Consider the following 23,292-nt stretch of genomic DNA (forward strand, 5'->3'; position numbering starts at 1 on the left):
CATGCAAAAAAATATCGCCAGCCTGAAGGCCGTTGCCATCGCCGCCGCCCTGTTCTGCGCCTTGCCGCACGGCGTGCAAGCGGCCAGCAACGAGGAGAGCGCCAAGCGCCAGTTCGCCGCGCTGGTCGCGGGCCCGGAACCGAAGACGGCCGAGCTGACGATGTTCCTGACCATGATGCCCAAGGGCGGCGACCTGCACCACCACTACTCCGGCGCGATCTACGCCGAGCAGTACCTGGAGTGGGTGGACAAGGAAGGCTTCTGCGTCAACAAGAACACCTATCTGATCGACACCAACAAGGCCGACACCGCCGCCGAGCAGGCCAAGCCGCTGGCCGACCGCGTCTGCCTGTCCGGCCAGGATGTGATGAACAACAACAGCGTGCTGGCCAACCTGCTGCAGCGCTGGTCCGACAAGGACTTCACCAACCACGGCGCGCTGCAATCGCCGCCGGACCGCCAGTTCTTCGATACCTTCGGCTTCTTCGGCCCGGTGGCCTCGACCAACGCGGCCGACGGCCTGCAGCGCTTGAAGCAGCGCGCCATCCAGGAAAACCTGGGTTATATCGAGACCATCTACGAGATCGCGCCGATGGCGCAGGATGCCGACTTCGACCGCAAGGCCGCGGCCGGCGGCATCACCGACGCCGACCTGGCCAGCTACGCCGCCAAGCTGGAGACCAATGGCGCCTTCCAGGGCTGGATCAAGTCCTATCTGGAGAACGTCAACACCGCCAGCGTCGGCATCGACGACGACAACTTCACGATGCGCTACCAGCCGTTCGCGCTGCGCTTCCTGACGCCGTCGCAGGTGTTTTCGCAGATGGTGTCGAGCTTCAAACTGGCCACTTCGCATCCGAAAATCGTCGGCGTCAACATCGTCGGCCAGGAGAGCGTCAATGTCTCGATGCACGACTACGCGCTGCACATGCAGATGTTTAAATTCCTGAAAACCAAACAGCCGGGCGTGAAACTGGCGCTGCATGCGGGCGAATTGGCGCTCGGCGTCGTGCCGCCGGAAGGCCTGACCTTCCACATCAAGCACGCCATCGACGTCGCCGGCGCCAGCCGCATCGGCCACGGCATCGACATCGCCCACGAGACCGGCTCGCTGGCGATCATGAAAAAAATGCATGACAATAAGATACCGGTCGAGGTCAACCTGACCAGCAACCAGTTCATCCTGGGCGTCAAGGGCGAGGCCCATCCGGTCACGCTGTACCGCAAATACGGCGTGCCCTTCGTGCTGTCCACCGACGATGCCGGCGTGTCGCGCAACAACCTGTCCGGCGAATACGTGCTGTACGCCGCCCGTTACAAGCCGAACTATGCCGAGATCAAGAAACTGTCCTACGACAGCATCCGCTACTCCTTCCTGGCGGATGCCGATAAACAACGTTTATTGAAGGCATTGGATGGCAAGTTCGCCAAATTCGAGGCCGCGATCGCCGCCGCCCCGATCGCCAAGGGCCGCTGAGTTTGCTCCGGGGCCGGCGTGGCCGGTCCCGGATGTTGCGTTGCCGCGACGAGAAAATTAGTGTTACAAATCTAATTCCCCCTCAAGCCGCTTTTGCGCGGCTTGTCATCTTTGTCATACTCCTGCTAAAGTGTGGCAACATTGCGACATCTGCGGGCAAGCCTGCACCAGCTTTGTGCGTTTTCCGAATGAATTTATTTCAAGCGGCGAACCGTCAACTATAATGCTCCCCTTAAAGATGCGCCTCGCTTACAGAGCGAAACCTGCGCGGTTCAGCGCCCCATTTATATCGCTTTCGTATAAATCCCTAAAGTAAATCGTATTTGTCACACATTTTTTGCTGATGCATAGTTGTTTGAGATGCTTACAAACTGCCAACTTTGCCGCAGTTTTGAGGGTGTTGCATGCAAATGTCAGTCAGACAAGAACGTGACGGTCTGATCAACTGACTTCTTGTCATGTTGATGAAATATTTACTGGTTACAATTTTGTGATGTCATGGGCACTTTGTGTCAAGAATGTGACCGAAGGCCACAAGCCCGTCCGGTTCAAGGCATCGAAGAACACAATAAATTTTTTTACATAAACTGGGAGTTCCCTTAATGCAATCCGCCGTTAAACACAATCCGAAGCTGCGTCTGAGCCTGGTCGCTCTGGCCTGCCAGATGGTCTGCATGGGCGCCGCGTTCGCACAGTCCGACGCCGCTCCGGCCGCCAAGCCAGCCACCGAAACCGTGACCATTACCGGCCGCAAAGTCGGTATGGGCCTGATGGTGCAGGAAGACGTGCCAAAAGCACGTTCGACCGTTACCGCCGAGGAACTGGCGAAACAGCGTCCTACCGGCAACGCCTACGACGCCCTGGCCCTGCTGCCAGCAGTGAACACCTACGGCTACGACGCGACCGGCCTGTTCGGCGGCGGTCTGACCCTGCGCGGCTTCAACAGCGACCAGATCGGTGCGACCATTAACGGCGTTCCAGTGAACGACTCGGGTAACTTCGCCGTATTCCCACAAGAATACGTCGACCAGGAAAACACCTGCACCACCTTCGTGACCCAGGGTTCGACCGACGTCGACTCCCCGCAAGTTGGCGCCACCGGCGGTAACTTCGGCATCACCACCTGCGAACCAGAAGACAAGCAGCGCTTCCGCGTAGCCCAGTCGCTGGGTCAGCTGAGCATGTTCAAAACCTATCTGCGCTACGACACCGGCCGCTTCTGGGATAACAAGGCCAAGGTCTTCATCTCGGTTTCGCAAGCCAAGGCTGACAAGTGGAAAGGCGCTGGCGAAGCCAATCGCAAGCACATGGACATCGGCTTCAACTACGACTGGGATCGCTTCAACTACATCCACGGTACCGTGTTGTACAACCGTCAGTTCAACAACAACCTGAGCACCTTCAACCTGGCCGACCTGAACAAGAACGGCTACTACTACGACTACAGCACCACCTTCATCGGCCACGCACCAGCGAGCCCAGGCAAGGCAGTCAGCGATCCGGCACAGAACAACGCCGACTCCTACTACAAACTGGCGATGGGTCCGTTCGAGAACGTGATTGCTTCGGCAACCGCCAAGTTCCGCATCGGCGAAAACACCGACATCAAGTTCCTGCCTTACGTTTGGTACGGCTACGGCACCGGCGGCGTGCAGCAAAAACTGCAACAGGAAAATGCTTTCCTGAACACGGCCACCGGCAAATTCGTCGGCGTCGACCTGAACGGCGACGGCGACACGCTGGATAAAGTCTGGGTCTACAACAGCTCGATCACCCGCACCCAGCGTCCTGGTGCTTCGATCTCCGTGACCCACAACTGGAACAACCACCAGATCCTGGCTGGCTTCTGGTACGAGCGCGCGACCCACCGCCAAACCGGTCCGATGGAAAAAGTCGACAACAACGGCAACACCAGCGACATCTGGCTGCGCGACGGCCTGGTGACGCGTCCGGACGGTTCGCCGTACGAATCGCGCGACTGGAAGAGCATCTCGACCGCGTTCCAGGGCTTCATCCAGGACACCGCCACCTTCATCGACGACAAGCTGACCATCAACGTTGGCCTGCGCACGCCGCACGTCAAGCGCGACTTCACCAACTACGCCAACGAAGGCACGGTGCAGACCTCGCCGAACTCGGGCGTCACCTATCGCTACAACAAGACCTACTCGACCGTGCTGCCGCAGTTGGGCCTGCGTTATCGCATCACCAACGACGACCAGCTGTTCGCCAGCCTGGCCAAGAACATGAAGGCGCCGCCTAACTTCGTGTACTCGACCACCAACGGCAACCTGTCGCTGATCAACAATATCCCGACCCTGCTGGGCGACGTGCGTCAAGAAACCTCGATGAACCTGGACATGGGCTACCGTCACCAGACGACCGCCATCACCACCCAGGCCACCATCTTCTTCAGCGACTTCAAGGATCGCCAGGCAACCGCCTTCGACCCAAGCTCGCAAACCTCCACGCTGACCAACGTCGGCAAGGTGAAGAACAAGGGCTTCGAAGTTGAAGCGGGTAACACCCCGGTCAACGGCTGGTCGTTCTACGCTTCGCTGGGTTACAGCAGCAGCGAGATCAAGGAAGACCTGCAGGCCGGTAAAGGCATCTACCTGCCAACCAAGGGCAACCAGTTCCCACTGACCCCGAAATGGAAGGGCGGCCTGTCGGCTTCGTACGAGACCAACAGCTGGTACACCCGTCTGAAAGCTAAAGTCACCAGCAACCAGCAGGCGACCCTGGCTAACGACGAACTGGTTCCTGGCTACACCACGCTTGATTTCGACGCTGGCTACCAGTTCCCAAGCGGCGAGTTCTTCAAGAATCCGAAGCTGACCCTGAACGTGTCCAACCTGACCGATCGCCAGTACCGCAACCCATCGTCGCAGTCCGTGACCAACGCCACCGCCTACCCAGGCGTCACGGCGAAGAACGTGTTCTACTACCTGGGCGCTCCACGCTTCGTGTCGGCTACGCTGCGCGTCGACTTCTAAGTTAAGATACCGGTCTGGTGCCCGCACTTCGGTGTACGTACCAGACCTTATCTGACAGGCAGGCCTTCGGGCCTGTTGTCGTTTTCGGGCCGGGTTGTTTTCGATCCGGCCATATGCGAGCGCCGCGCGCGACGTTCGCATATGGCCGCCGCCATCAGGGCGGCTGCCGAATCCGGAGTAACGTTAGATGAACAAGCTTTCCCTGCCGGCGCGCGCGCTGCGGCCCGTGCTGGTCCTGCCTGCCTGCGCCGCACTGGTCCTGTCTTCCTGCACCCTGTTCAAGCCGGCGCCGCAGCCGGGCATCACCGATATCGAACTGGTGACGCTGAACGATTTCCACGGCAATATCGAAGCGAGCAAATATCTGCTCGACAGCGCCAACGGCGGCGCAGCGCGCACCATCGTCGCCGGCGGCATCGACACGCTGGGCGCCGCGCTGCAAGCCTGGCGCAAGGCCGATCCCGAGCTGCTGCTGGTCGGCGCCGGCGATTTGATCGGCGCCAGCCCGGCGATTTCGTCGATGTGGGCCGACGAGCCGAGCATCGCTGCGATGGACCTGCTGGGCCTGCGCGCCAGCTCGGTCGGCAACCATGAATTCGACGCCGGCCGGGTGGAGCTGCTGCGCCAGCAAAAGGGCGGCTGCAATTCGCCGCGCGCCGACAAGGCCTGCAAATTCGAGAACCCCTACGGCGGCGCCAAGTTCCAGTACCTGGCCGCCAACGTCATCGACATGGTGACGAAAAAGCCGCTGCTGCCTGCATATAAAATCGAACAGGCGCACGGCGTCAAGATCGGCTTCATCGGCGCGGTGCTGCGCGACGCCACCGAGAAGGCGCCGGCCTCCGGCATCGCCGGCCTGGACTTCGTCGACGAGGCGGACGCCATCAACCGCCAGCTGCCGGAACTGCGCAAGCAGGGCGTGGGCGTGTTCGTGGTGCTGATCCACCAGGGCGGGCGCACCACCGATAAATTCGACCAGCAGGAATGCAGCCATCTGACCGGCCCTATCGTCGACGTGGTCAAGCGCCTCGATCCGGCGATCCGGCTGGTGGTCAGCGGCCATTCGCATCGAGGCTACCTGTGCCGCGTGGACGGGCGGCTGGTGACGCAGTCCGACATGGGCGGCCATGTCCTGTCGCGCATCAAGCTCTCCGTCGATACCGCCAGCAATACGCTGCGCGACGTCAGCGCGCGCCAGGAGGTGATGGTCCCCGGGACCTGGCCGGCCAATCCGGCGCTGGACGCCTATCTGAAAACGGTGCGCGACCGCAGCGCCAGCGCGCTGGCGCGTCCGGTGGCGGCGCTGGCCGTGCCGAGCGTGCCGCGCGAGAAGCAGGACGACGGCGAGTCCGCGCTGGGCGACCTGGTCACGGACGCCACGCTGGCGGCGGGCCGTCCGTACGGCGCGCAGATCGCCTTCGTCAACAACGGCTCCTTGCGGCATGACCTCGATAGCGGCGCGGGCAACCGCGTCAGCGTCGGCCAACTGCTGGCGGCGCTGCCGTACACGAATTCGCTGGTGGTGATGAACCTGCGCGGCGCGCAGATCCGCGAGCTGCTGGAGCAGCAATGGCACGGCGGCCGCGATATCACGCGCGGCCTGCTGCAGGTGTCCGATGGCTTCAGCTACACCTGGGATCCACGGCGGGGCGAGGGCAGCAAGGTGCTGGCCGACACGCTGATGCTGAACGGCGTGCCGATCGAGAACGGCACCGTCTACCGCGTGGTGGTCAACAACTTCCTGGCCGAGGGCGGCGACGCCTTCCCGGCCTTCACCCTGGGCGCCAACCGCGCCGAGACCAATATCCGCGATATCGATGCGCTGACCGATTATCTGACCAGGCGCGAGCAGTACGGCAAGCCGGCCGGCCGCAGCGAAACACAGGGGCGCATCAAGCGTCTGCAACAACCTTAGGAGTCACCATGCGTCGCGTTTTACTTTCCGTTTTGCTGCCAGCCCTGCTGGCGTCGGCCCTGCCTGCGCGCGCCGAGTTTTCCATCCCGGGTTTTGAGCTGGTGCAGACCGCGCCGGTGGAAACGCCGCTGCGCAGCGGCGACGTGCGCGACCCGGCCACCGTCTGGAAGGAGTTGTTCGACGGCGCCAAAAGCGAGATCGTGCTGGGCCAGTTCTATGTGGTGGGCCACGAGGGCAGTGTATTCAACACGGTGATCGACCGCCTGGCGGCGGCGGGCAAGCGCGGCGTCAAGATCCGCTTCCTGCTGGACCAGAAGGGCGTCGGCCTGTCGGACAAGGCCACCATCGAGCAGCTGAAGGCGATACCCAACCTGGAACTGCGCATCATCGATTTCAACAAGCTGACCGGCAACGGCATCCTGCACGCAAAGTACCTGGTGGTGGATGGTGCGACCGCCTACATCGGCAGCCAGAACTTCGACTGGCGCTCGTTCGAGCATATCCACGAAACCGGCCTGCGCATCACCGATGCGAAGATCGTCGGACAGGTGCTGTCGGTGTTCAACCAGGACTGGCGCGCGCAGGCGATCACCGCGCAGGGCCAAGTGGCTCCGGCGCTGAACGTCAAGGCCACCACGCCGGACATCCACCAGGGCGCCTTCCTGCTGTCCAGCCCTAACCAGTTCAACCCGGCCGGCGTCGGCGATTCCGAAGCGGGCCTGCCGGCGCTGCTGGCCGAAGCCAAGAGCGAAGTGCGGGTGCAGCTGCTGGACTACGCGCCGCTGAGCTACGGCCCGAAAGGCACGCGCCCTTACTACGCCGTGATCGACAACGCGGTGCGCGCCGCCGCCAACCGCGGCGTTAAGATCAAGCTGATGGTGTCGAACTGGAACCTGGAAGAACTGCCGCAGGTCTACCTGAAAAGCCTGGCCGTGCTGCCGAATGTGGAAATCCGCGTGGTGACGCTGCCAACCGCCGCCAGCGGCTTCATTCCGTTTGCGCGCGTCATCCACAGCAAGACCATGGTGATCGACAACCAGGTCGCGTGGGTCGGCACCAGCAACTGGAGCGGCGGCTACTTCGATTTGTCGCGCAACCTGGAAGTGGTGATGCGCAACGAGAAAATGGCGCAGCGCCTGGCCGCGCTGCATGAGCAGACCTGGAGCTCGCAGTACGCGCAGCCGCTGGACATCAACAAGAAATACCCGAAACCCGCCAAAGGCAGCCCTGAATGAATAAGCTTGTTTTAACCGTGGCGCTGAGCAGCGCCTTCGTCTCGTTCAATGCCCACGCATGGGGTAACGATGGCCACCGCGCCGTCGGCGCCATCGCCGATCAGCTGATCCAGGGCAGCAATGCGGGGCAGCGCGTGAAGGCCTTGCTGCTGCCTGGCGAGAGCCTGGAAAAAGTCTCCATCTGGGCCGACTGCGTCAAGGGTACGTATTGCGGCCCGCAGAGCGAGGAGATGCTGGCCTATGTCGCCGCCAACCCGCAGCACGCCGAGTACCACTACACCGACGTGCCGTTCCAGAACGCGCACTACCACGACCATGACGCCGGCACGGCCGATGTTGACATCGTGCAGACCCTCAAGCAGTGCATCGCCACGCTGCAGGGCAAGGGCGACAAGATCAGCAACCCGCACGGCTTCACGCCGCGCCAGGCCTTGCTGATCCTGACCCACCTGGCCGGCGACGTGGTGCAGCCGCTGCATGTGGGCGCGGCGTTTGTGGACAAGAACGGCGCCTTCGTGGTGCCGCAGAAGCAGGCGCAGATCGATGCGGTCAATATGTTCGACGCGCGCGGCGGCAACAACCTGCTGCTGGACGATGTCAAGTTGAGCGCCAACAGCGCGCAGTTGATACCGGCCGCGCCGCCGGAGGACAAGCCTGCCGCATCAGGCACGCCGCCGCGCGCGCCGCAGACCACGCGTCCCTTCCATTCGTATTGGGACACGACGGTGGTGAACTATGTGTTCCGCCGTGTGGGCGCTCGCTCGCCGCAGGAGTTTGCGCAACTGGCGATCGCCGGCAAGCCGGCCGTTACCGCCAACAGCGGCGATGCTATCAGCTGGCCGTATGCCTGGGCCGACCAGTCGCTGGCCGTGGCCAAGCTGGCGCATGCCGGCGTGACGGCGGGCGCGATCGGCCAGCAGACCAGCAAGACCGGCGAAGTCTATAACGTGTGGGCGCTGACGGTGCCGGACGACTATCCTGTCCCCAGCTCGGCCGCCGCCAAAACGCAGCTGATCCAGGGTGGATACAACCTGGCCGCCGTGCTGAAGGCGATCTGGCCTTAGACCGGCTTACTTGCCTGTGAGGGGATTGAACCACAGCTCCGCGCGCGCCAGCGGGGTCTGTGGCGTCAGCTTGGGATTGGCGAGGTTGATGACGCGGCGCTTGTGCATGGCCGTGTTCTTGATCAAGTCTCCCTTGTAGCGCTGGAACAGCGTGTTCAACGATCCATCCTTGATCATCATCTCCATGCCGGTCTCGATGCGTTTGGCCAGCAGCCTGCCCTCGGCATCGCGGCGCACGAAGAAGTAGCGCGGCAGCGGATAGTGCAGCAGCAGCGTTTGTTCCACCGCCATCTGCGGATGGGCGTCGTGGCGTTCCTGGAATTCGCGCATCGCCTCGTCGGCCGAGCGTGAGTAGAAATCGAAGCGCTCCGCCTCCAGCATGGCGAACAGGCCCTCGTAGCTGCTGCCTTCCACCACCGGCACGCCCGCGCGCTGGAAGATGGGGATGTCGGCCCAGCCTTGGCCCAGCCCCGCGCGCAGGTGGCGCAGGTCGGCGGCGGTCTTGACGCCGGCGAAGCGCGGCTGGTCGGCGCCGCGTATCAGCAGCAGCCGGTAGCCCAGCAGGCCACGGTCCACCGGCAGGCGCACCGGCAGGAACTGGCGCTCCAGCTCCGGTGTAGTGGCTCGCACGAAGATATTGATGCGTCCCGAAGGCGATGACATCTCCTGCACCACGCGTGGCGGCGACATCGCCACCGTGGACTGGTGCAGCTCGAATACGCCGTAGCGCGGCGTGGTCTTTTCCAGCGCCGCGCGCAGCACGGCCCAATCGTAGTCGTAGCGGCTGTCGATGCCGTCGCTGGTGAGCGGGTAGGTGAGCTGGGTGGCTGCGCGGCCGTGCGCCGCAAGCAGGCAGGATGCCAGCAGCAATGCCCGCCACGCTCCCCGCAATCCATAGCCCCTGTTCCGCTTCATACCGCCCGTGCCCTGTGAAATGGCTAGTGTGCCATGCCCTGTGGCGCTGCACCAAATTTTTCGGCGCGGTGGCATAACAACGGATCGTTCCGTCTCGTCCCTGTCCAATTGACTTTGCCGCATCAACATGACTATGCTAGAGGCGCAGTTTCTAAAGCTGCAATGCCGGCCCAGCCCCCGCCGCACCGTTAGGTTGTTTCCCTGTTCCATAACGTAGTCGGAGGTGTCGAAATATGAAGCATGCATTTTGCATAAGCGTAGCAAGCGCGCTGGCCTTTGCGGCCGCCGCACCAGCAGTGGCACAGACCTCCGCCGAACCGGCGCCCGCGGCGTCGCCGTTCACCGCCAACGTCACGTTGGCGTCGCAGTATATCTCGCGCGGATTCCGCCAGACCTGGGGCAAGCCCGCATTACAGGGCGGCTTCGATTATGCAGGACCGAATGGCTTTTCCGCCGGCACCTGGCTGTCCAACGTCAGCAACCGCTTCGTCGAAAACGGCTCGCTGGAATGGGACATATACGGCGCCTATACCGGCGCTGCCGGCGATGTGGGCTACAGCGCCGGCTTCTACTACTACAAATATCCGGGCGCTGAAATCCGCGCCACCCACACCACGTACGACTACGGCGAGCTGGCGTTAGGGCTGACCTACAAATTCGCCTACGCCAAATACAACTACACGTTTACCAAAGAGTTCTTCGGCATCGAGAACGCACGCGGCACGGGTTATCTGGACCTGGGCGCCAACGTCGAACTGGGCGACGGGTACACGCTTAACCTGCACTTCGGCCATGGCCGCGTGGCCAACAACAGCGCGTGGAGCTGGCGCGATTACAAGGCCGGCGTCACCAAGGTGCTGGCGCCGGGATGGGCCGTATCGGCGGCCTACACCAAGGCGCACGGCAAGACCAACGCCTACGACAACTACACCTTGGGCATTCCCAATTCCGCCGGCGTGATCGAGACATCGAATCCGGCCGACGGCACGCTGGTACTGGCGCTGACCCGAACCTTCTGACTTTTCTTCACAGGCCTCACATGAGCATAGCTTTCTCAGCCAAGTCCTCGTCGCCATCGCGATTCGGCATCTCACTTTCCCTGAACGGCAAGATCTGCGCGGCAGCCACCGCGCTGGTGGTGCTCAGCCTTGCCGTGACAGCCACCGTGATCGGCATCCGCAGCAGCGCGAGTGCCGAGGCGGCGGCGATGAACCTGGCCCGTACCTCCGCGCGCGAGGTGGCCGGCACGCTGCAGGCTCGCATCGTCGGCAACCTGTCGGCGGTGGTCAACCTGGCCGGCGCGATGCGCGGCACGCGCGGCGCCAACCAGGCATTGGGCCGCGACCAGATCAACGAAATGGTCAAGGCCACGCTGCTCGGATCGGAAGACCTGATCGGCGCCGCCGTCACGTGGGAGCCGAATGCGCTGGACAACAAGGATGCCGACTTCGCCGGCAAGCTGCCGCTGTACGACGCGACCGGCCGCTACATGCCGTACTGGACGCGCGGCAGCGGCGGAGGCACGCATGTCGAGCCGATCGTGTTCGACAGCGCGCCCGGCGCCAACGACTGGTACGACATTCCCAAGCGCAGCGGCAAGGTGTTCTTCACCGAGCCATACATCTATCCGGTGGACGGCAAGCCGACGCTGATGGCGTCGCTGGTGGCGCCGATTATGATCGAAGGTAAATTCCAGGGCACGGCCAGCGCCGACTTCATGGTGACGCGCCTGACCAAGATCCTCAACGAGTTGAAGGTGATCGACGGCGCCAAGCTTAGCCTGATCTCCAATGGCGGCCTGTATGCCAGCACGCCCGTCGCTGAAAAGCTGGGCAAGAAAGCCGACGACGTGCCGGCCGCAGGCCTCGATCGCGTGCGCCAGGGCCAGGCTTATGAATACGAGGATGCCCAGGGCCTGGTGCATCTGCTGCAGCCGCTGTTCATCCACGCCGAGACCGGGCCTTGGTCGGTGCAACTGACCTTCCCGAAAAGCGTGGCGCTGGCGCCTGCGCGCGAGCTGTTGATGTACACGCTGATCGTGTCGCTGGTGTGCGCGGTGGCGACGGCCCTGGTGCTGATTACCGTGGTGTTCCGCCTGACCGCGCCGTTGCGCACGCTGGGCGCACGCATGACGGCGCTGTCCAGCGGCGACGCGGACCTGAGCGTCAAGCTGGAAGTGAACGGCAACGACGAGCTGGCGGTGATTGGCAATGGCTTCAATCAATTCGTCGGCAATATCCACGATGTGCTGGTGCAGGTGAGCTCCAGCGCGGAGAACGTGGCGCGCGGCAGCGCCGAGATCTCGCACGGGAATTCCGACCTGTCCGCGCGCACCGAGCAGCAGGCCAGCGCGCTGGAAGAAACTGCGGCGTCGGTCGAGGAGTTGACCAGCACCGTCAAGGAGAATGCGGAGAACGCGCGCCAGGCCAACCAGCTGGCGGGATCGGCGTCGGAAGTGGCGCAGCGCAGCGGCGCGGTAGTGTCGCAGGTGGTGGCGACGATGGCGTCGATTAACGATTCGTCGAGCAAGATCGTGGACATCATCAGCGTCATCGACGGTATCGCTTTCCAGACCAATATCCTGGCGTTGAACGCGGCGGTGGAGGCGGCGCGCGCCGGTGAGCAGGGGCGAGGCTTTGCGGTGGTGGCGTCGGAGGTGCGCAACCTGGCGCAGCGCAGCGCGGCGGCGGCCAAGGAGATCAAGGCCCTGATCGACGATTCCGTCAGCAAGGTGGCCGACGGCAGCCGGCTGGTGGACGAAGCGGGCAGCACGATGGATGAAGTGGTTTCCAGCGTGCGCCGTGTGACGGCGATCATGAGCGAGATCACCGTTGCGACGGCGGAGCAGAGCGAGGGTATCTCGCAGGTCAACCAGGCCATCGTGCAGATGGACGGCGTGACGCAGCAGAATGCGGCGCTGGTGGAGGAGGCTGCGGCTGCGGCGGAGAGCCTGCAGGAACAGGCGTCCCATCTGGCGCAGGCAGTCAGCGTGTTCAAGCTGGATCGCGGCGCGGCGGTGCCTGCTGCCTCGGCGGCGCCTGTGCGCAAGACGCCTGCTGCGGTATCGCGCACTTCCGCGCCGGTTGCGCGGGTTGCGCCCCCCGCAGCCGCGCCCAAGCGCGCCGCCATCGCCAAGCCCAAGGCAGCCGCCAAGGCCGACAGCGAGTGGGAAGAGTTCTAGGAAAGCAGCGAGGCCGTCAAGGCGCCAGCACTACCTCGATGCCCAGTTCGCGGTAGGGCGCCAGCAGCGACGCCGCCACGCCCGCGTTGACCACGATCGCGCCGATACTCGCCAGCGGCGCGATCTGGAACGGCGAGGCGGTGTCGAGTTTTTCCGGCGACGCCAGCACCACCGTTTTCACGGAAGCCGCCGCGATGGCGCGCTTGATGCCTGCCTCGTCGTGGTCGCCGGTGCTGATGCCGTGCAGCGGATGCAGGCTGCACACGCCCATGAAAAAGATATCGGCGCGGATCTGCGCAATCGCCTCCAGCGCGGACGGCCCCATCGCCACGATGGAGTGCTTGAACAAGCGGCCGCCTATCAGTATCACTTCGACCAAAGGATGCTCGGCCAGCTCCACCGCCACGCTCGGGCTGTGCGTGACGACGGTGCAGCGCAGCTCTGGCGGCAGCGCGCGCGCCAGCTGGACGGCAGTGGTGCCGCCGTCGATGAACACCACTTGTCCCGCTTTGATCATGGCCGCCGCCGCGCGCGCGATGGCGGGCTTGGCGTCGCTGGAAAGCTGCTGGCGCTGGGCGAAGTTGCCCATCGCCGGCGAGGCGGGCAAGTCCAGCGGCAGGGCGCCGCCGTGCACGCGTTGCAGCAGCCCTTCTGCGGCCAGCTCGCGCAGGTCGCGGCGGATGGTGTCCTCGGACAGGCCCAGCTCCTCGCTGAGGGATTTGGCGACGATCTGGCCGTCCTGTTTCAGGCGGGCGATCAGCAGTTCTTTGCGTTGGCGTGTCAGCATATGCGTGAATTTTCTTGATGTTGCACGATATTGCATGATATCGTAAAAAAACGCAACCTTGATCAAGGAGATCGACATGCCCGAAGACCGCATCCGCATCCACAAAGTGGAAACCCTGTCCGACGACTGGTTCCTGCTGCAAAAGACCACCTTCGACTACCGCCGCAACGACGGCAGCTGGCAGCGCCAGACGCGCGAGACTTACGACCGGGGCCACGGCGCCACCATCCTGCTGTACAACCGCGAGCGGCGCACGGTGGTGCTGGTGCGGCAGTTCCGCTTTCCGACTTACGGCGGCGGGCATGACGGCTTCCTGATCGAAGCCGCCGCCGGCCTGCTGGATCGCGCCAGTCCGGAGGACCGCATCAAGGCCGAGGTGGAGGAGGAAACCGGCTATCGCGTGGGCGAGGTGCGCAAGGTGTTCGAGGCTTTCATGAGTCCCGGTTCGGTGACGGAGCGCCTGTATTTTTTCGTGGCCGAATACGATCCTGCCTCGCGCGTCGGCGACGGCGGCGGCATCGAGGAGGAGGGGGAGGACATCGAAGTGCTGGAACTGGCGATGGACGAAGCCATGCAGATGATGGCCGACGGCCGCATCGCCGACGGCAAGACCATCATGCTGCTGCAATACGCCGCGCTGCATCTGCTGTAAAGTAGCGGCATGAAACGATACATTTTAGTGGCGCTGCTGGCGGCAGGCCAGGCCGCCGCTGCGGGGGATGCCAAGGTTGGGGCGGCGCTGTTCAAACGCTGCGCTTCCTGTCATCAGGTCGGGCCTTACGCGCAGGGCGGTTTCGGTCCGCAGCTGAACGGCATCATCGGCCGGCGCGCGGCGTCCACCAAGGACTACAAGTACTCGGAAGCGATGAAGAAGTCGGGACTGGTGTGGGACGAGAAAACGCTGGCCGCTTATCTGCGCGCGCCGCACGATGTGGTGCCGGGGACGAGCATGCGTTTCTGGGGGATCAAGGATGAACAGCAGGTCGCCGACCTGCTGTCCTTTATGCGCACGCTGAAGTGATCAGCGCAGCAGATTAACGAGACTTGACGAACGGCGTGCCGAGCGCCTTCGGCGCCACCGACTTGGCCATCAGGCCCGCCAGCACGATCACCGTCACCACGTAAGGCACCATCTGGATCAGCGAGCCTGGCAGGCGGCCGACCAGCGGCAGGTCCACGCCTTCGATCTGGATCTGCACCGCACCGAAGAAGCCGAACATCAGGCAACCGAGGAAGGTGTACACCGGACGCCAGTTACCGAACACCATCGCCGTCAGCGCCAGATAACCAGCACCGGCCGACATGTCGCGCAGGAAGAAGCCGCTCTGCACGATCGCCAGGTAAGCGCCCGAGAACGAGCACAGGATGCCAGCGATCAGCATCGCCATGTAGCGCTGGCGTTCGACGCTGACACCGGCCGCATCGGCCGCATGCGGGTTCTCGCCGCAAGCGCGCAGGCGCAGGCCGAAGCGCGTGTGGTACAGCACCCAGTGCACCAGCGGCACCAGCGCGAACGCCAGGTACACCAGCACCGAATGGCCGCCGATCAGGTGCGCGTACAGCCAGCCGATGAAAGGAATGCCTTCAACGGCGGCGCTGCCCGGCAGCACCACGTCGAACAAGCGCGCCTGGCCAAGGTCCGGCGTGCGGCCGCCCTGCTGGAAGAAGAACTGCGCGACCACGAAGGTCAGGCCGCTCATGGCGATGTTGATGGCGATGCCGGCCACCAGCTGGTTGCCGCGCTGCGTAATCGCGACGTAGGCCTGCAGCGTCGCCAGCAGCACCGATACCAGCATGCCCGCAGCCACGCCGTACCAAGGGTTCTGCGTGGCGAAGGCGACGGCCGCCGACACGAAGGCCGAAGCGAGGATCTTGCCTTCGAGGCCGATGTCGATCACGCCCGAACGTTCGGCGAACAGGCCGGCCATGCCGGCGAAAATCAGCACCGGCGCGTTGCGCACGGTGGACACCAGGATGCTGCCGATTTGGAGGTCTTCAAAAGTCATGACAGTCTCACTTTTTCCGTTTGATCAGGGCGGCAATGGCGGGGGCGTAGAAGTTTTCCATCGCGCCGCAGAACAGGATGATCAAGCCCTGGATGAAGATGAAGGTCTCAGGCGGGATGTTCTGCTTTTCCAGCGACAGGTCGAAGCCGCCCTGGATCAGCGCGCCGAACAGCACGGCCGACAGGAAAATCCCTACCGGATGCTGGCGGCCCATCAGCGCAATCGCAATGCCGACGAAGCCGGCGCCGCCGACGAAGTTCAGCGACAGGTAGTGGGTCGAACCCATGATGGAGTTGACCGAACCCAGGCCGGCCAGCGCGCCGGAGATCAGCATCACGGTGATGATCATCTTGCTGATGCGGACGCCCGCGTAGTGCGCCGCGTGCTTGTTCAAGCCCGTGGCGCGCAGCTTGAAGCCCCACGAGGAACGCGACACCATCACGCCGTAGATCACCAGCGCGATGATCGCCAGGAAGAAGCTGATGTTGAGCGGCGTCTCGCCCAGCACCGGGAACCACTGGTTCAGGCGCGGCATCTCGGCGGCGGCGCTGAAGGCGCGGCTGGCCGGATTCTGTTCGCCCGCCGGCACCAGGTACTTGACGATCACGGTGTTCATCAGCGCACCGGCGATGTAGTTGAACATGATGGTGGTGACGACCACGTGGCTGCCGCGTTTCGCTTGCAGGTAGCCGGGCAGGAAGGCCCACAGCGCGCCGAACAAGGCCGCGCCCAGCATGCCGATCGGGATCAGCACCCACATCGGCAGCGAGCTGTCGAAGGTCAGCATGGCCAGCGTCAGGCCCAGGCCCGCGAAGTACATCTGGCCTTCGGCGCCGATGTTGAACAGGCCGGCCTGCATGGCGATCGAAACCGCGAGGCCGGTGAAGATGAAGGTCGAGGCGTAGAACAGCGTGTAGCTCAAGCCTTCCGGATTGACGACGGCGCTGTTGATCAGGATGCCCATCGATTCGACCGGGCTTTCGCCCAGCAGGTAGATCACCAGCGCGGCCACCAGCAGGGCCGACAACAGGTTCAGGATGGGCATTACAAACGCGGTTGCCCAGCGTGGCAGGTCGTGGTTATTCATGATTTGTGCATCCCGCCCATCAGCAAGCCGATACGGGTCGTGTCGAATTCTTCAATTTTCAGTTCGCCGGTGATGCGGCCGCCGCACATGACCAGGATACGGTCAGCCAGCGCACGCACTTCTTCCAGCTCCACGGACACCAGCAGGATCGCCACGCCGGAGTCGCGCAAGGCGAGCAGCTGCGTGTGGATGCTTTCGATGGTGCCGATGTCGACGCCGCGCGTCGGCTGGCCGACCAGCATCAGCTTGGGCTGCGCCAGCACTTCGCGGGCGATCACCACCTTTTGCTGGTTGCCGCCGGAGAGCAGGCCGATACGCAGGTCATGGTTGTTGGGGCGGACGTCGAAGTTCTTCATCAGCTCCGCGCAGCGCGCGGCGATGGCCTTGAAGTCGAACAGGCCCCAGCGGTTCTTCAGCTTGTCCTGGTAGCCGAGGATGGTGTTGTGCATGACCGAGAAGGCCTTCACCACGCCATCGCGCAGGCGGTCTTCCGGAATGTGGGCGATGCCCAGTTCGCGGAAGGTGCGCGGCAGGCCGTCGGCGTCGGAACGGCCGGCGAACGGCAGCGCCTTGCCCAGGAAGTCCAGCTTGCCGGAGGTCGGCAAGCGCATGCCCGACAGGACTTCCATCAACTCGCTCTGGCCGTTGCCGGACACGCCCGCAATCGCGACGATCTCGCCGGCGCGCAGCGTGAAGCCGATGTCGGCCAGCAGCTTGACCTGCTGGTCGTCCACCAGTTGCAGGTTCTCGACCTGCATTACCGGCGCGCCCGGGTTGTAGGGCTTGCGCGGCAGGTTGTTCTCGATAGGACGGCCGACCATCATATTGGCCAGGTCTTCCTTGGTGGTGCCGGCGGTCGCCACGGCGCCGATCACGCGGCCGCCGCGCATCACGGTGACGGTGTCGGTGATGTCGAGGATCTCTTGCAGCTTGTGCGTGATCAGGATGATGGTCTTGCCCTGTTCCTTGAACAGGCGCAGGATCTCGAACAGCGACTCGGTCTCCTGCGCGGTCAGCACGGCGGTCGGCTCGTCCAGGATCAGGATGTTGGCGCTGCGGTAGATCTGCTTGAGGATCTCCACGCGCTGCTGCGCGCCCACCGACAGGTCGTGGATGGTGGCCAGCGGGTCGACGTCGAGCCGGTAGCGGGTGCAGATCTCGCGCAGCTGCGCCTCGACGGCGGCGCGCTTGGACTTCAGCTGGAAGCCGCCTTCGCTGCCCAGCATCACATTGTCGAGCACAGTCATGTTCTCGACCAGCATGAAGTGCTGGTGCACCATGCCGATGCCCAGCGTGATCGCTTCCTGGCTGTTGCGGATGTTGCGCGCCTGGCCATCGAGCAGGATTTCCCCGCCGTCGGCGCGGTAGTATCCGTACAGGATGCTCATCAGGGTCGATTTGCCGGCGCCGTTCTCGCCCACCAGGCCGTGGATGGAACCCTTGGCGATGGTGAAGTTGACGTCCGTGTTCGCTTTGACAGCTCCGAAATGCTTGGAGATGCCGCGAAATTCTACTGCTGGCTGCATAGGATCGTTTTCGGTACGGTTAAGTAAAATGTTAAACGCGCCGCACGGGGAATACCCCCGGCGGCGCGCTCAATGTTCAAACGGGTATCAGGCCGGGCAGGCAGCGCCCGAGCGGATGTCGATAACTTTCACTTTGCCGTCGATGATGTCCTTGCGGGCACCAATGACGCGCTTCTCGATTTCCGGGGTGATCAGCTTGCGGTTGTGCTCATCCAGCGCCCAATCGACGCCGTCTTCCTTCAGGCCCTTGGCGGTGACGCCGGCCTTCCAGGTGCCGTTCTTCATCTGCATGAAGGACTCATAGACGGCGTTGTCGACGCGCTTGACCATCGAGGTCAGGATGCTGCCCGGGTACAGGCTGTTCTGGTTGGAGTCCACGCCGATGGCCAGCTTGCCTTTTTCCTTGGCGGTCTGCAGCGTGCCCAGGCCGGAACCGCCGGCCACGGCAAACACCACGTCGACGCCGCGATCGAACTGCGAACGCGCCAGTTCCCCGCCCTTGGCAGGGTTGTTCCACGAATCGGAGGTGGTGCCGACCATGTTCGAGCTCACTTCAACCTTCGGGCTGACCGACTTGGCGCCCTGGGCATAGCCGCAGGCGAAAGTGCGGATCAGCGGGATGTCGACGCCGCCGATGAAGCCCAGCTTCTTGGACTTGGAGGCCATGGCCGCAGCCACGCCCACCAGGTAGGAGCCTTCTTCTTCCTTGAAGGTGATGGAGTTGACGTTGGCGCCTTGCGCCACGCCGTCGATCAGCACGAAGCGGACTTTCGGGAATTCCTTGGCGACCTTCTGCACGGCTGCCTGCTGGGCGAAGCCGATGGAGGCGATCAGGTCCAGGTTTTTGCGGGCGAGGCCGCGCAGTACCTGTTCAGCCTGGGTATCGCTGGAGGCTTGCACCTCGATGAAATTGATGTTGGTTTCCTTCTTGAAGCGCGAGGCGCCTTCAAAAGCGGACTGGTTGAACGACTTGTCGAACTTGCCGCCTGCGTCATACACGATACCCAGTTTTGGGTCAGCCGCGGACGCGCTGGCAGCGATAAACAGTGCTGCAACCGTCAAACTAAGTTGTGAAAGTTTCATGAATAGGCTCCTGGAAGATCGATATTGTATATTTTTATTGGACGAAACATGTAATTTGGCGCCGCTTTATCGCGGCAAACCCCTGATTTTTAGAGGTTTGCCTCTGGGATTTACTCCACCAGCGCCAGGAGTTTGTCGAAAGCTTGTTCAAATTGCAGCAAGCCGGCGGCCAGCAACTGCTGGCCCACCGTTTCCAGATCGATGCCGTGGCGGGCCAGTTGCGCCATCGTGCTCCGTTCCGCCTCGATGTCGGCGTCCAGCGTGCGGGCCGCCTCGCCATGGTCGCGGAAGGCGTCCAGCGTGGCGTCCGGCACGGTGTTGATGGTGTCCGGCCCGATCAGGCCTTCGACGTAGCGCACGTCGCGCTGCGCCGGGTGCTTGGTGGCGGTGCTGGCCCACAGCAGCCATTGCGGCGTGGCGCCGAAGGCGGCGAACACGGCGAAACCGCCATCGTTCTTCCACTCGTGGTAGGCGATGCGGGCGGCGGCCATGGCGGCGCGCCCGCGCAAGGCCACGGCGCTGTCGTCGGCCGAGTTTTCCAGCAGGGCGTCGACGGCGACGTCGATGCGGCTGATAAAAACGCTGGCCACGCTGGCGATGCGCTGCACCGAGGAGGTGTCCTGCAGGCGGCGGGCCAGGCCGCGGCGGTGGGCGGCGCGCACGGCCTGGATCTGGCTGGCGGTGAAGATCAGCGTCATGTTGACGTTGATGCCGGCGTAGATCACTTCCTCCAGCGCGGCGATGCCGGCCGGCGTGGCCGGAATCTTGATCATGGCGTTGGGGCGGGCGATGGCGGCCCACAGGCGCTTGGCGGCGGCGATGGTGCCGCCGATGTCCTGGCTCAGGCGCGGCGACACTTCAAAGCTGACGAAGCCGGCGCGGCCGTCGGATTCGCGGTACAGCGGCGCGAACAGGTCGCAGGCGCGCTGCACGTCCGGCAGCACCAGCGCCTCGAAGCGCGCTTCCGGCGTCGCCAGCCCGGTGCGCAGCTGCGGCAGGGCGGCCTGGTAGGCGGGGTCGTTCTGGATGGCCTGGTAGAAAATCGCCGGATTGGAGGTCAGGCCCTGGATGCCGTCGGCGGCGATCAGCGCCGCCAGTTGGCCGGAGGCGAGCAGGTTGCGGCTCAGGTTGTCGAGCCAGATTTGTTGTCCCAGGTCGCCGACCGCGCGCAGGCGGCTGTGTTCGAGCATGTTATTCATCTACATCTACCGTTCCAAGATTGTGACGCGGCGGCCGGGGCCTGGCGTCATGTCGCACTGCCGCAACAGTTAAGGCCGAATTTAATATTTTTGTGCTGTGGCTTTTTTGTCCGTTTGGAAAAATTTCCTGCTTGTTGGATAAATCACTTTCCGCATGTTCAGGGGCTGCCAGGGCATCCGGCGGCTCCTATGGAATCAGCGGTTTTCCTGCCAGCACCGCGTCTTTCCCCCGCCGGGCGGCCTGTTTTCGAGGCCGTCCACTACTATGCATCAGCGCCGATATGTACGACAAATTCGATTTTATTTACTTATTTATATAAAATTGATATGAATCGAATCACTCAAAAAGTGAGTTTGTGTCATTTTTTTCCATGCTAGCATGGTTGGTAATTTGCATATCCTTATGCGAAACAGCGTAGTTTCGATACATTTTTACCAATAAAAAAACAACGACATCGTCCGCCGCCGGACACCATGGCCGGCAGCGAGGGCGAGATTTTTGGATTGATATTTCAACCTTGCCTACACAATAGGGAGCAGGACTCATGAGCAAAAAAAGTAGTGGTTACGCAGTGCGATCGCTGATCGCGCTGGCGGTTGCCAGCGCATTCCCTCTGCACGCGGCGATGGCCGCTGAAGCGGAGGCCGCAGCAACCGGCCAGCCGGCAGCCGATGCCCCGGATACCGCCACCAAGGGCCAACTGGAAACCGTGATCGTCACCGCGCAACGCCGCGCGGAAAACATCAAGGACGTCCCGATGTCGATCGCCACGCTGAAAGGCGACAAGCTCGACGTGCTGACCTCGGCCGGCGCCGACATCCGCTTCCTGGCCGGCCGCTCGCCGTCCGTCAACGTCGAATCGGACTATGGCCGCACCTTCCCGCGCTTCTACATCCGCGGCCTGGGCAATATCGACTTCGATCTGAACTCCTCCCAGCCGGTGGGCCTGGTGATGGACGATGTGGTCATGGAAAACTCGATGTTGAAAGGCTTCCCGGTCTTCGACGTCGATCAGATTGAAGTGCTGCGCGGCCCGCAGGGTACGCTGTTCGGCCGCAATTCGCCGGCCGGCGTCATCAAGCTCGATTCGGCCAAGCCGGTGTTCAAGACCGAAGGCTATGTCAACCTGGGCTACGGCAAGGATGGCATGAAGAGCGCCGAAGGCGCCTACAACCTGCCGGTCAGCGACACGGTGGCGCTGCGCTTCTCGGGCCAGACCCAGCGCCGCGACAACTTTGTGCACAACCCGCTGCCGACCGGCACCCAGGACTTCGAAGGCTACAAGGACAGCGCCGCGCGCGTTCAACTGCTGGTCAAGCCCAACCGCGACATGAGCGCCCTGCTGAACTTCCACGTGCGCGACCTGGACGGCACCGGCACGCTGTTCCGCGCCAACATCATCAAGCCGGGCACCAACGAGCTGGTCGACAACTTTGACTACAACTCCTATCCGTCGGACGGCATCAACAATCAGCATCTGAAGACCAAGGGCAGCAGCGTCCGCCTGCGCTGGGATCTGCCGGGCCTGACCTTGCATTCGATCACCGGCTTCGAGACGCTGGAACTGTACAGCCGCGCCGACGTCGACGGTGGCTATGGGGCCGGCAGCCATCTGCCGTCGGGGCCGGTCAAGCCCATCCCGTTCTCGCTGGAGACGGCCGACTTCATCCCACACCATAAGCAGTTGACCCAGGAATTCCGCGCCGAATCCAATACCAAGGATGCGCTGCAATGGATCGCCGGCGTGTTCTACTTCAAGGAGCATGTGCAGATCGACAGCATCGGCTTCGATACCTTTGCCAACCACGCGCAATATGCGGGATACACGACCCAGTCGCAGGACGCCGACTCGTGGGCCGCGTTCGGCACCCTGAACTATGCGGTGTCCGACAAGCTGAAAGTGCGCGGCGGTGTGCGCTACACCAACGACAAGAAGGACTTCGTCGCCACCCGCGTGGAGCCGGGCAGCATCGGTCCGCAAACCATCCACAACACCTCGAACAATGTCAGCTGGGACCTGAGCGGCACCTACACGCTGAACAAGGACACCAATCTGTTCTCGCGCATCGCCACCGGCTACCGCGCACCGAGTATCCAGGGGCGCCTGTACGGTCCGACCGACGTGCCGTCGATGGCTGATTCGGAAAAAGCGGTGTCGATCGAGGCCGGCATCAAGCAAGATCTGTTCGACCGCCGCGCGCGCCTCAGCGCGTCGGTGTACGACTACCGCGTCAAGAACAAGCAGCTGACCGCCGGCAGCGGCGCTATCAATATGAACCGCCAGATCAACGCGGACAAGGCGGTGGGCCACGGCGTGGAGTTGGAGTTCCAGGCCAACCTGGCGGACGGCCTGAGCGCGTCGCTGGGTTCCAGCTACAACTACACCGAGATCCAGGATCCTAACCTGTACGTCAAGGTCTGCGGCTCGCCGTGCACAGTGACCAATGCCGCCGGTCCGTTCCCGGGTACCGCCTGGATCAACGGCAACCCGTTGCCGCGCGCGCCGAAGTGGCAGCATAACTTCACGCTGAAGTACAGCAAACCGGTGGGCGACGGCGAACTGTATGCGTTCACCGACTGGACCTACCGCACCACCTACAACAACTTCCTGTACGCGGCCAAGGAGTACGCCGTCAAGCCGTTGACGCAAGGTGGCCTGCGGGTCGGCTACAAGTGGGATCGTTATGAAGTGGCGCTGTATGGCCGCAACATCACCAATCAGGTTGAGGCGCAAGCCGCGATCGACATCAACAACCTGACCGGCATCGTGAACGAACCCCGTACCTACGGCATGATGCTCAAGGCCACGTTCTAATTTTC

General features: G+C 63.0%; 17 protein-coding genes. 10 read left to right on the plus strand and 7 right to left on the minus strand.

The features are described 5' to 3' along the window. The first annotated feature begins 1 nt into the window (after window position 1). The 5 genes from DUGA2_RS03590 to DUGA2_RS03610 all read left to right on the plus strand — a co-directional run bounded on the left by DUGA2_RS03590 (window position 2) and on the right by DUGA2_RS03610 (window position 8,687). Complete coding sequence (locus tag DUGA2_RS03590; protein WP_070267242.1) at window positions 2–1,477, plus strand: adenosine deaminase; 1,476 nt, start codon at window positions 2–4, stop codon at window positions 1,475–1,477. A gap of 602 nt (window positions 1,478–2,079) precedes the next feature. Beyond that, window positions 2,080–4,473 carry a TonB-dependent receptor gene (locus DUGA2_RS03595; RefSeq protein WP_070267243.1) on the plus strand — a complete coding sequence of 798 codons (2,394 nt, stop codon included), beginning with the start codon at window positions 2,080–2,082 and terminating at the stop codon, window positions 4,471–4,473. A 187-nt stretch (window positions 4,474–4,660) separates the two neighbouring features. Then, a complete protein-coding gene (locus DUGA2_RS03600) occupies window positions 4,661–6,388 on the plus strand; it encodes a bifunctional UDP-sugar hydrolase/5'-nucleotidase (RefSeq protein WP_070267244.1) in 1,728 nt (575 codons plus the stop codon). An 8-nt stretch (window positions 6,389–6,396) separates the two neighbouring features. Beyond that, a complete protein-coding gene (locus DUGA2_RS03605; RefSeq protein ID WP_070267245.1) occupies window positions 6,397–7,623 on the plus strand; it encodes a phospholipase D-like domain-containing protein in 1,227 nt (408 codons plus the stop codon). After that, window positions 7,620–8,687 (plus strand): S1/P1 nuclease, encoded by a 1,068-nt coding sequence (locus tag DUGA2_RS03610; protein ID WP_070267246.1) that lies wholly within the window; start codon window positions 7,620–7,622, stop codon window positions 8,685–8,687. The genes DUGA2_RS03605 and DUGA2_RS03610 overlap by 4 nt, the downstream gene beginning before the upstream one ends. 6 nt (window positions 8,688–8,693) lie before the next feature. On the opposite strand, the gene DUGA2_RS03615 is transcribed toward DUGA2_RS03610, so the two are convergent. Next, window positions 8,694–9,602 carry an ABC transporter substrate-binding protein gene (locus DUGA2_RS03615; RefSeq protein WP_070267247.1) on the minus strand — a complete coding sequence of 303 codons (909 nt, stop codon included), beginning with the start codon at window positions 9,600–9,602 and terminating at the stop codon, window positions 8,694–8,696. 233 nt (window positions 9,603–9,835) lie between these two features. Between DUGA2_RS03615 and DUGA2_RS03620 the strand changes: the two genes are divergently transcribed. Further along, on the plus strand, window positions 9,836–10,621 hold the full coding sequence (locus DUGA2_RS03620; protein ID WP_070267248.1) for a TorF family putative porin: 786 nt from the start codon (window positions 9,836–9,838) through the stop codon (window positions 10,619–10,621). Window positions 10,622–10,641: 20 nt separating this feature from the next. After that, window positions 10,642–12,783, plus strand: coding sequence for a methyl-accepting chemotaxis protein (locus DUGA2_RS03625; RefSeq protein WP_070267249.1), 2,142 nt, complete (start codon window positions 10,642–10,644; stop codon window positions 12,781–12,783). 16 nt (window positions 12,784–12,799) lie between these two features. Here the strand turns inward: DUGA2_RS03625 and DUGA2_RS03630 are convergent, their stop codons facing one another. Further along, entirely contained in the window at window positions 12,800–13,570 is a 771-nt protein-coding gene (locus DUGA2_RS03630; RefSeq protein WP_070267250.1) for a DeoR/GlpR family DNA-binding transcription regulator, read from the minus strand. Window positions 13,571–13,646: 76 nt separating this feature from the next. Between DUGA2_RS03630 and DUGA2_RS03635 the strand changes: the two genes are divergently transcribed. Both DUGA2_RS03635 and DUGA2_RS03640 read left to right on the plus strand, forming a co-directional pair. Next, entirely contained in the window at window positions 13,647–14,222 is a 576-nt protein-coding gene (locus DUGA2_RS03635) for an NUDIX domain-containing protein (RefSeq protein ID WP_070267647.1), read from the plus strand. Window positions 14,223–14,231: 9 nt separating this feature from the next. After that, window positions 14,232–14,591 carry a cytochrome c family protein gene (locus DUGA2_RS03640; RefSeq protein WP_070267251.1) on the plus strand — a complete coding sequence of 120 codons (360 nt, stop codon included), beginning with the start codon at window positions 14,232–14,234 and terminating at the stop codon, window positions 14,589–14,591. Window positions 14,592–14,604: 13 nt separating this feature from the next. Here DUGA2_RS03640 and DUGA2_RS03645 read toward each other — a convergent pair whose 3' ends face one another. The 5 genes from DUGA2_RS03645 to tal form a co-directional block, all read right to left on the minus strand. Further along, window positions 14,605–15,576: an ABC transporter permease gene (locus DUGA2_RS03645; protein WP_008445507.1), complete on the minus strand. Its 972-nt coding sequence runs from the start codon at window positions 15,574–15,576 to the stop codon at window positions 14,605–14,607. 7 nt (window positions 15,577–15,583) lie between these two features. Beyond that, the gene (locus DUGA2_RS03650) at window positions 15,584–16,663 is read right to left on the minus strand and encodes an ABC transporter permease (RefSeq protein WP_070267252.1); all 1,080 of its coding nucleotides are present in this window, start codon (window positions 16,661–16,663) and stop codon (window positions 15,584–15,586) included. Continuing rightward, window positions 16,660–18,189, minus strand: coding sequence for an ABC transporter ATP-binding protein (locus DUGA2_RS03655; protein WP_070267253.1), 1,530 nt, complete (start codon window positions 18,187–18,189; stop codon window positions 16,660–16,662). The genes DUGA2_RS03650 and DUGA2_RS03655 overlap by 4 nt, the downstream gene beginning before the upstream one ends. Before the next feature lie 87 nt (window positions 18,190–18,276). Continuing rightward, window positions 18,277–19,272, minus strand: coding sequence for a BMP family protein (locus DUGA2_RS03660; protein ID WP_070267254.1), 996 nt, complete (start codon window positions 19,270–19,272; stop codon window positions 18,277–18,279). A 110-nt stretch (window positions 19,273–19,382) separates the two neighbouring features. Further along, entirely contained in the window at window positions 19,383–20,471 is a 1,089-nt protein-coding gene (gene tal, locus DUGA2_RS03665) for a transaldolase (RefSeq protein ID WP_070267255.1), read from the minus strand. A 545-nt stretch (window positions 20,472–21,016) separates the two neighbouring features. Between tal and DUGA2_RS03670 the strand changes: the two genes are divergently transcribed. After that, entirely contained in the window at window positions 21,017–23,287 is a 2,271-nt protein-coding gene (locus DUGA2_RS03670; RefSeq protein ID WP_070267256.1) for a TonB-dependent receptor, read from the plus strand. Window positions 23,288–23,292: the final 5 nt, after the last annotated feature.

It is taken from the genome of Duganella sp. HH101, assembly GCF_001758795.1.
Classification (GTDB): domain Bacteria; phylum Pseudomonadota; class Gammaproteobacteria; order Burkholderiales; family Burkholderiaceae_D; genus Rugamonas; species Rugamonas rivuli.

Excerpts from the sequence above, each read along its gene's own strand:
- DUGA2_RS03590 (WP_070267242.1), top strand. The coding sequence starts at position 2 with ATGCAAAAAAATATCGCCAGCCTGAAGGCCGTTGCCATCGCCGCCGCC.
- DUGA2_RS03595 (WP_070267243.1), top strand. The coding sequence starts at position 2,080 with ATGCAATCCGCCGTTAAACACAATCCGAAGCTGCGTCTGAGCCTGGTC.
- DUGA2_RS03600 (WP_070267244.1), top strand. The coding sequence starts at position 4,661 with ATGAACAAGCTTTCCCTGCCGGCGCGCGCGCTGCGGCCCGTGCTGGTC.
- DUGA2_RS03605 (WP_070267245.1), top strand. The coding sequence starts at position 6,397 with ATGCGTCGCGTTTTACTTTCCGTTTTGCTGCCAGCCCTGCTGGCGTCG.
- DUGA2_RS03610 (WP_070267246.1), top strand. The coding sequence starts at position 7,620 with ATGAATAAGCTTGTTTTAACCGTGGCGCTGAGCAGCGCCTTCGTCTCG.
- DUGA2_RS03615 (WP_070267247.1), bottom strand. The coding sequence starts at position 9,602 with ATGAAGCGGAACAGGGGCTATGGATTGCGGGGAGCGTGGCGGGCATTG.
- DUGA2_RS03620 (WP_070267248.1), top strand. The coding sequence starts at position 9,836 with ATGAAGCATGCATTTTGCATAAGCGTAGCAAGCGCGCTGGCCTTTGCG.
- DUGA2_RS03625 (WP_070267249.1), top strand. The coding sequence starts at position 10,642 with ATGAGCATAGCTTTCTCAGCCAAGTCCTCGTCGCCATCGCGATTCGGC.
- DUGA2_RS03630 (WP_070267250.1), bottom strand. The coding sequence starts at position 13,570 with ATGCTGACACGCCAACGCAAAGAACTGCTGATCGCCCGCCTGAAACAG.
- DUGA2_RS03635 (WP_070267647.1), top strand. The coding sequence starts at position 13,647 with ATGCCCGAAGACCGCATCCGCATCCACAAAGTGGAAACCCTGTCCGAC.
- DUGA2_RS03640 (WP_070267251.1), top strand. The coding sequence starts at position 14,232 with ATGAAACGATACATTTTAGTGGCGCTGCTGGCGGCAGGCCAGGCCGCC.
- DUGA2_RS03645 (WP_008445507.1), bottom strand. The coding sequence starts at position 15,576 with ATGACTTTTGAAGACCTCCAAATCGGCAGCATCCTGGTGTCCACCGTG.
- DUGA2_RS03650 (WP_070267252.1), bottom strand. The coding sequence starts at position 16,663 with ATGAATAACCACGACCTGCCACGCTGGGCAACCGCGTTTGTAATGCCC.
- DUGA2_RS03655 (WP_070267253.1), bottom strand. The coding sequence starts at position 18,189 with ATGCAGCCAGCAGTAGAATTTCGCGGCATCTCCAAGCATTTCGGAGCT.
- DUGA2_RS03660 (WP_070267254.1), bottom strand. The coding sequence starts at position 19,272 with ATGAAACTTTCACAACTTAGTTTGACGGTTGCAGCACTGTTTATCGCT.
- tal (WP_070267255.1), bottom strand. The coding sequence starts at position 20,471 with ATGAATAACATGCTCGAACACAGCCGCCTGCGCGCGGTCGGCGACCTG.
- DUGA2_RS03670 (WP_070267256.1), top strand. The coding sequence starts at position 21,017 with ATGAGCAAAAAAAGTAGTGGTTACGCAGTGCGATCGCTGATCGCGCTG.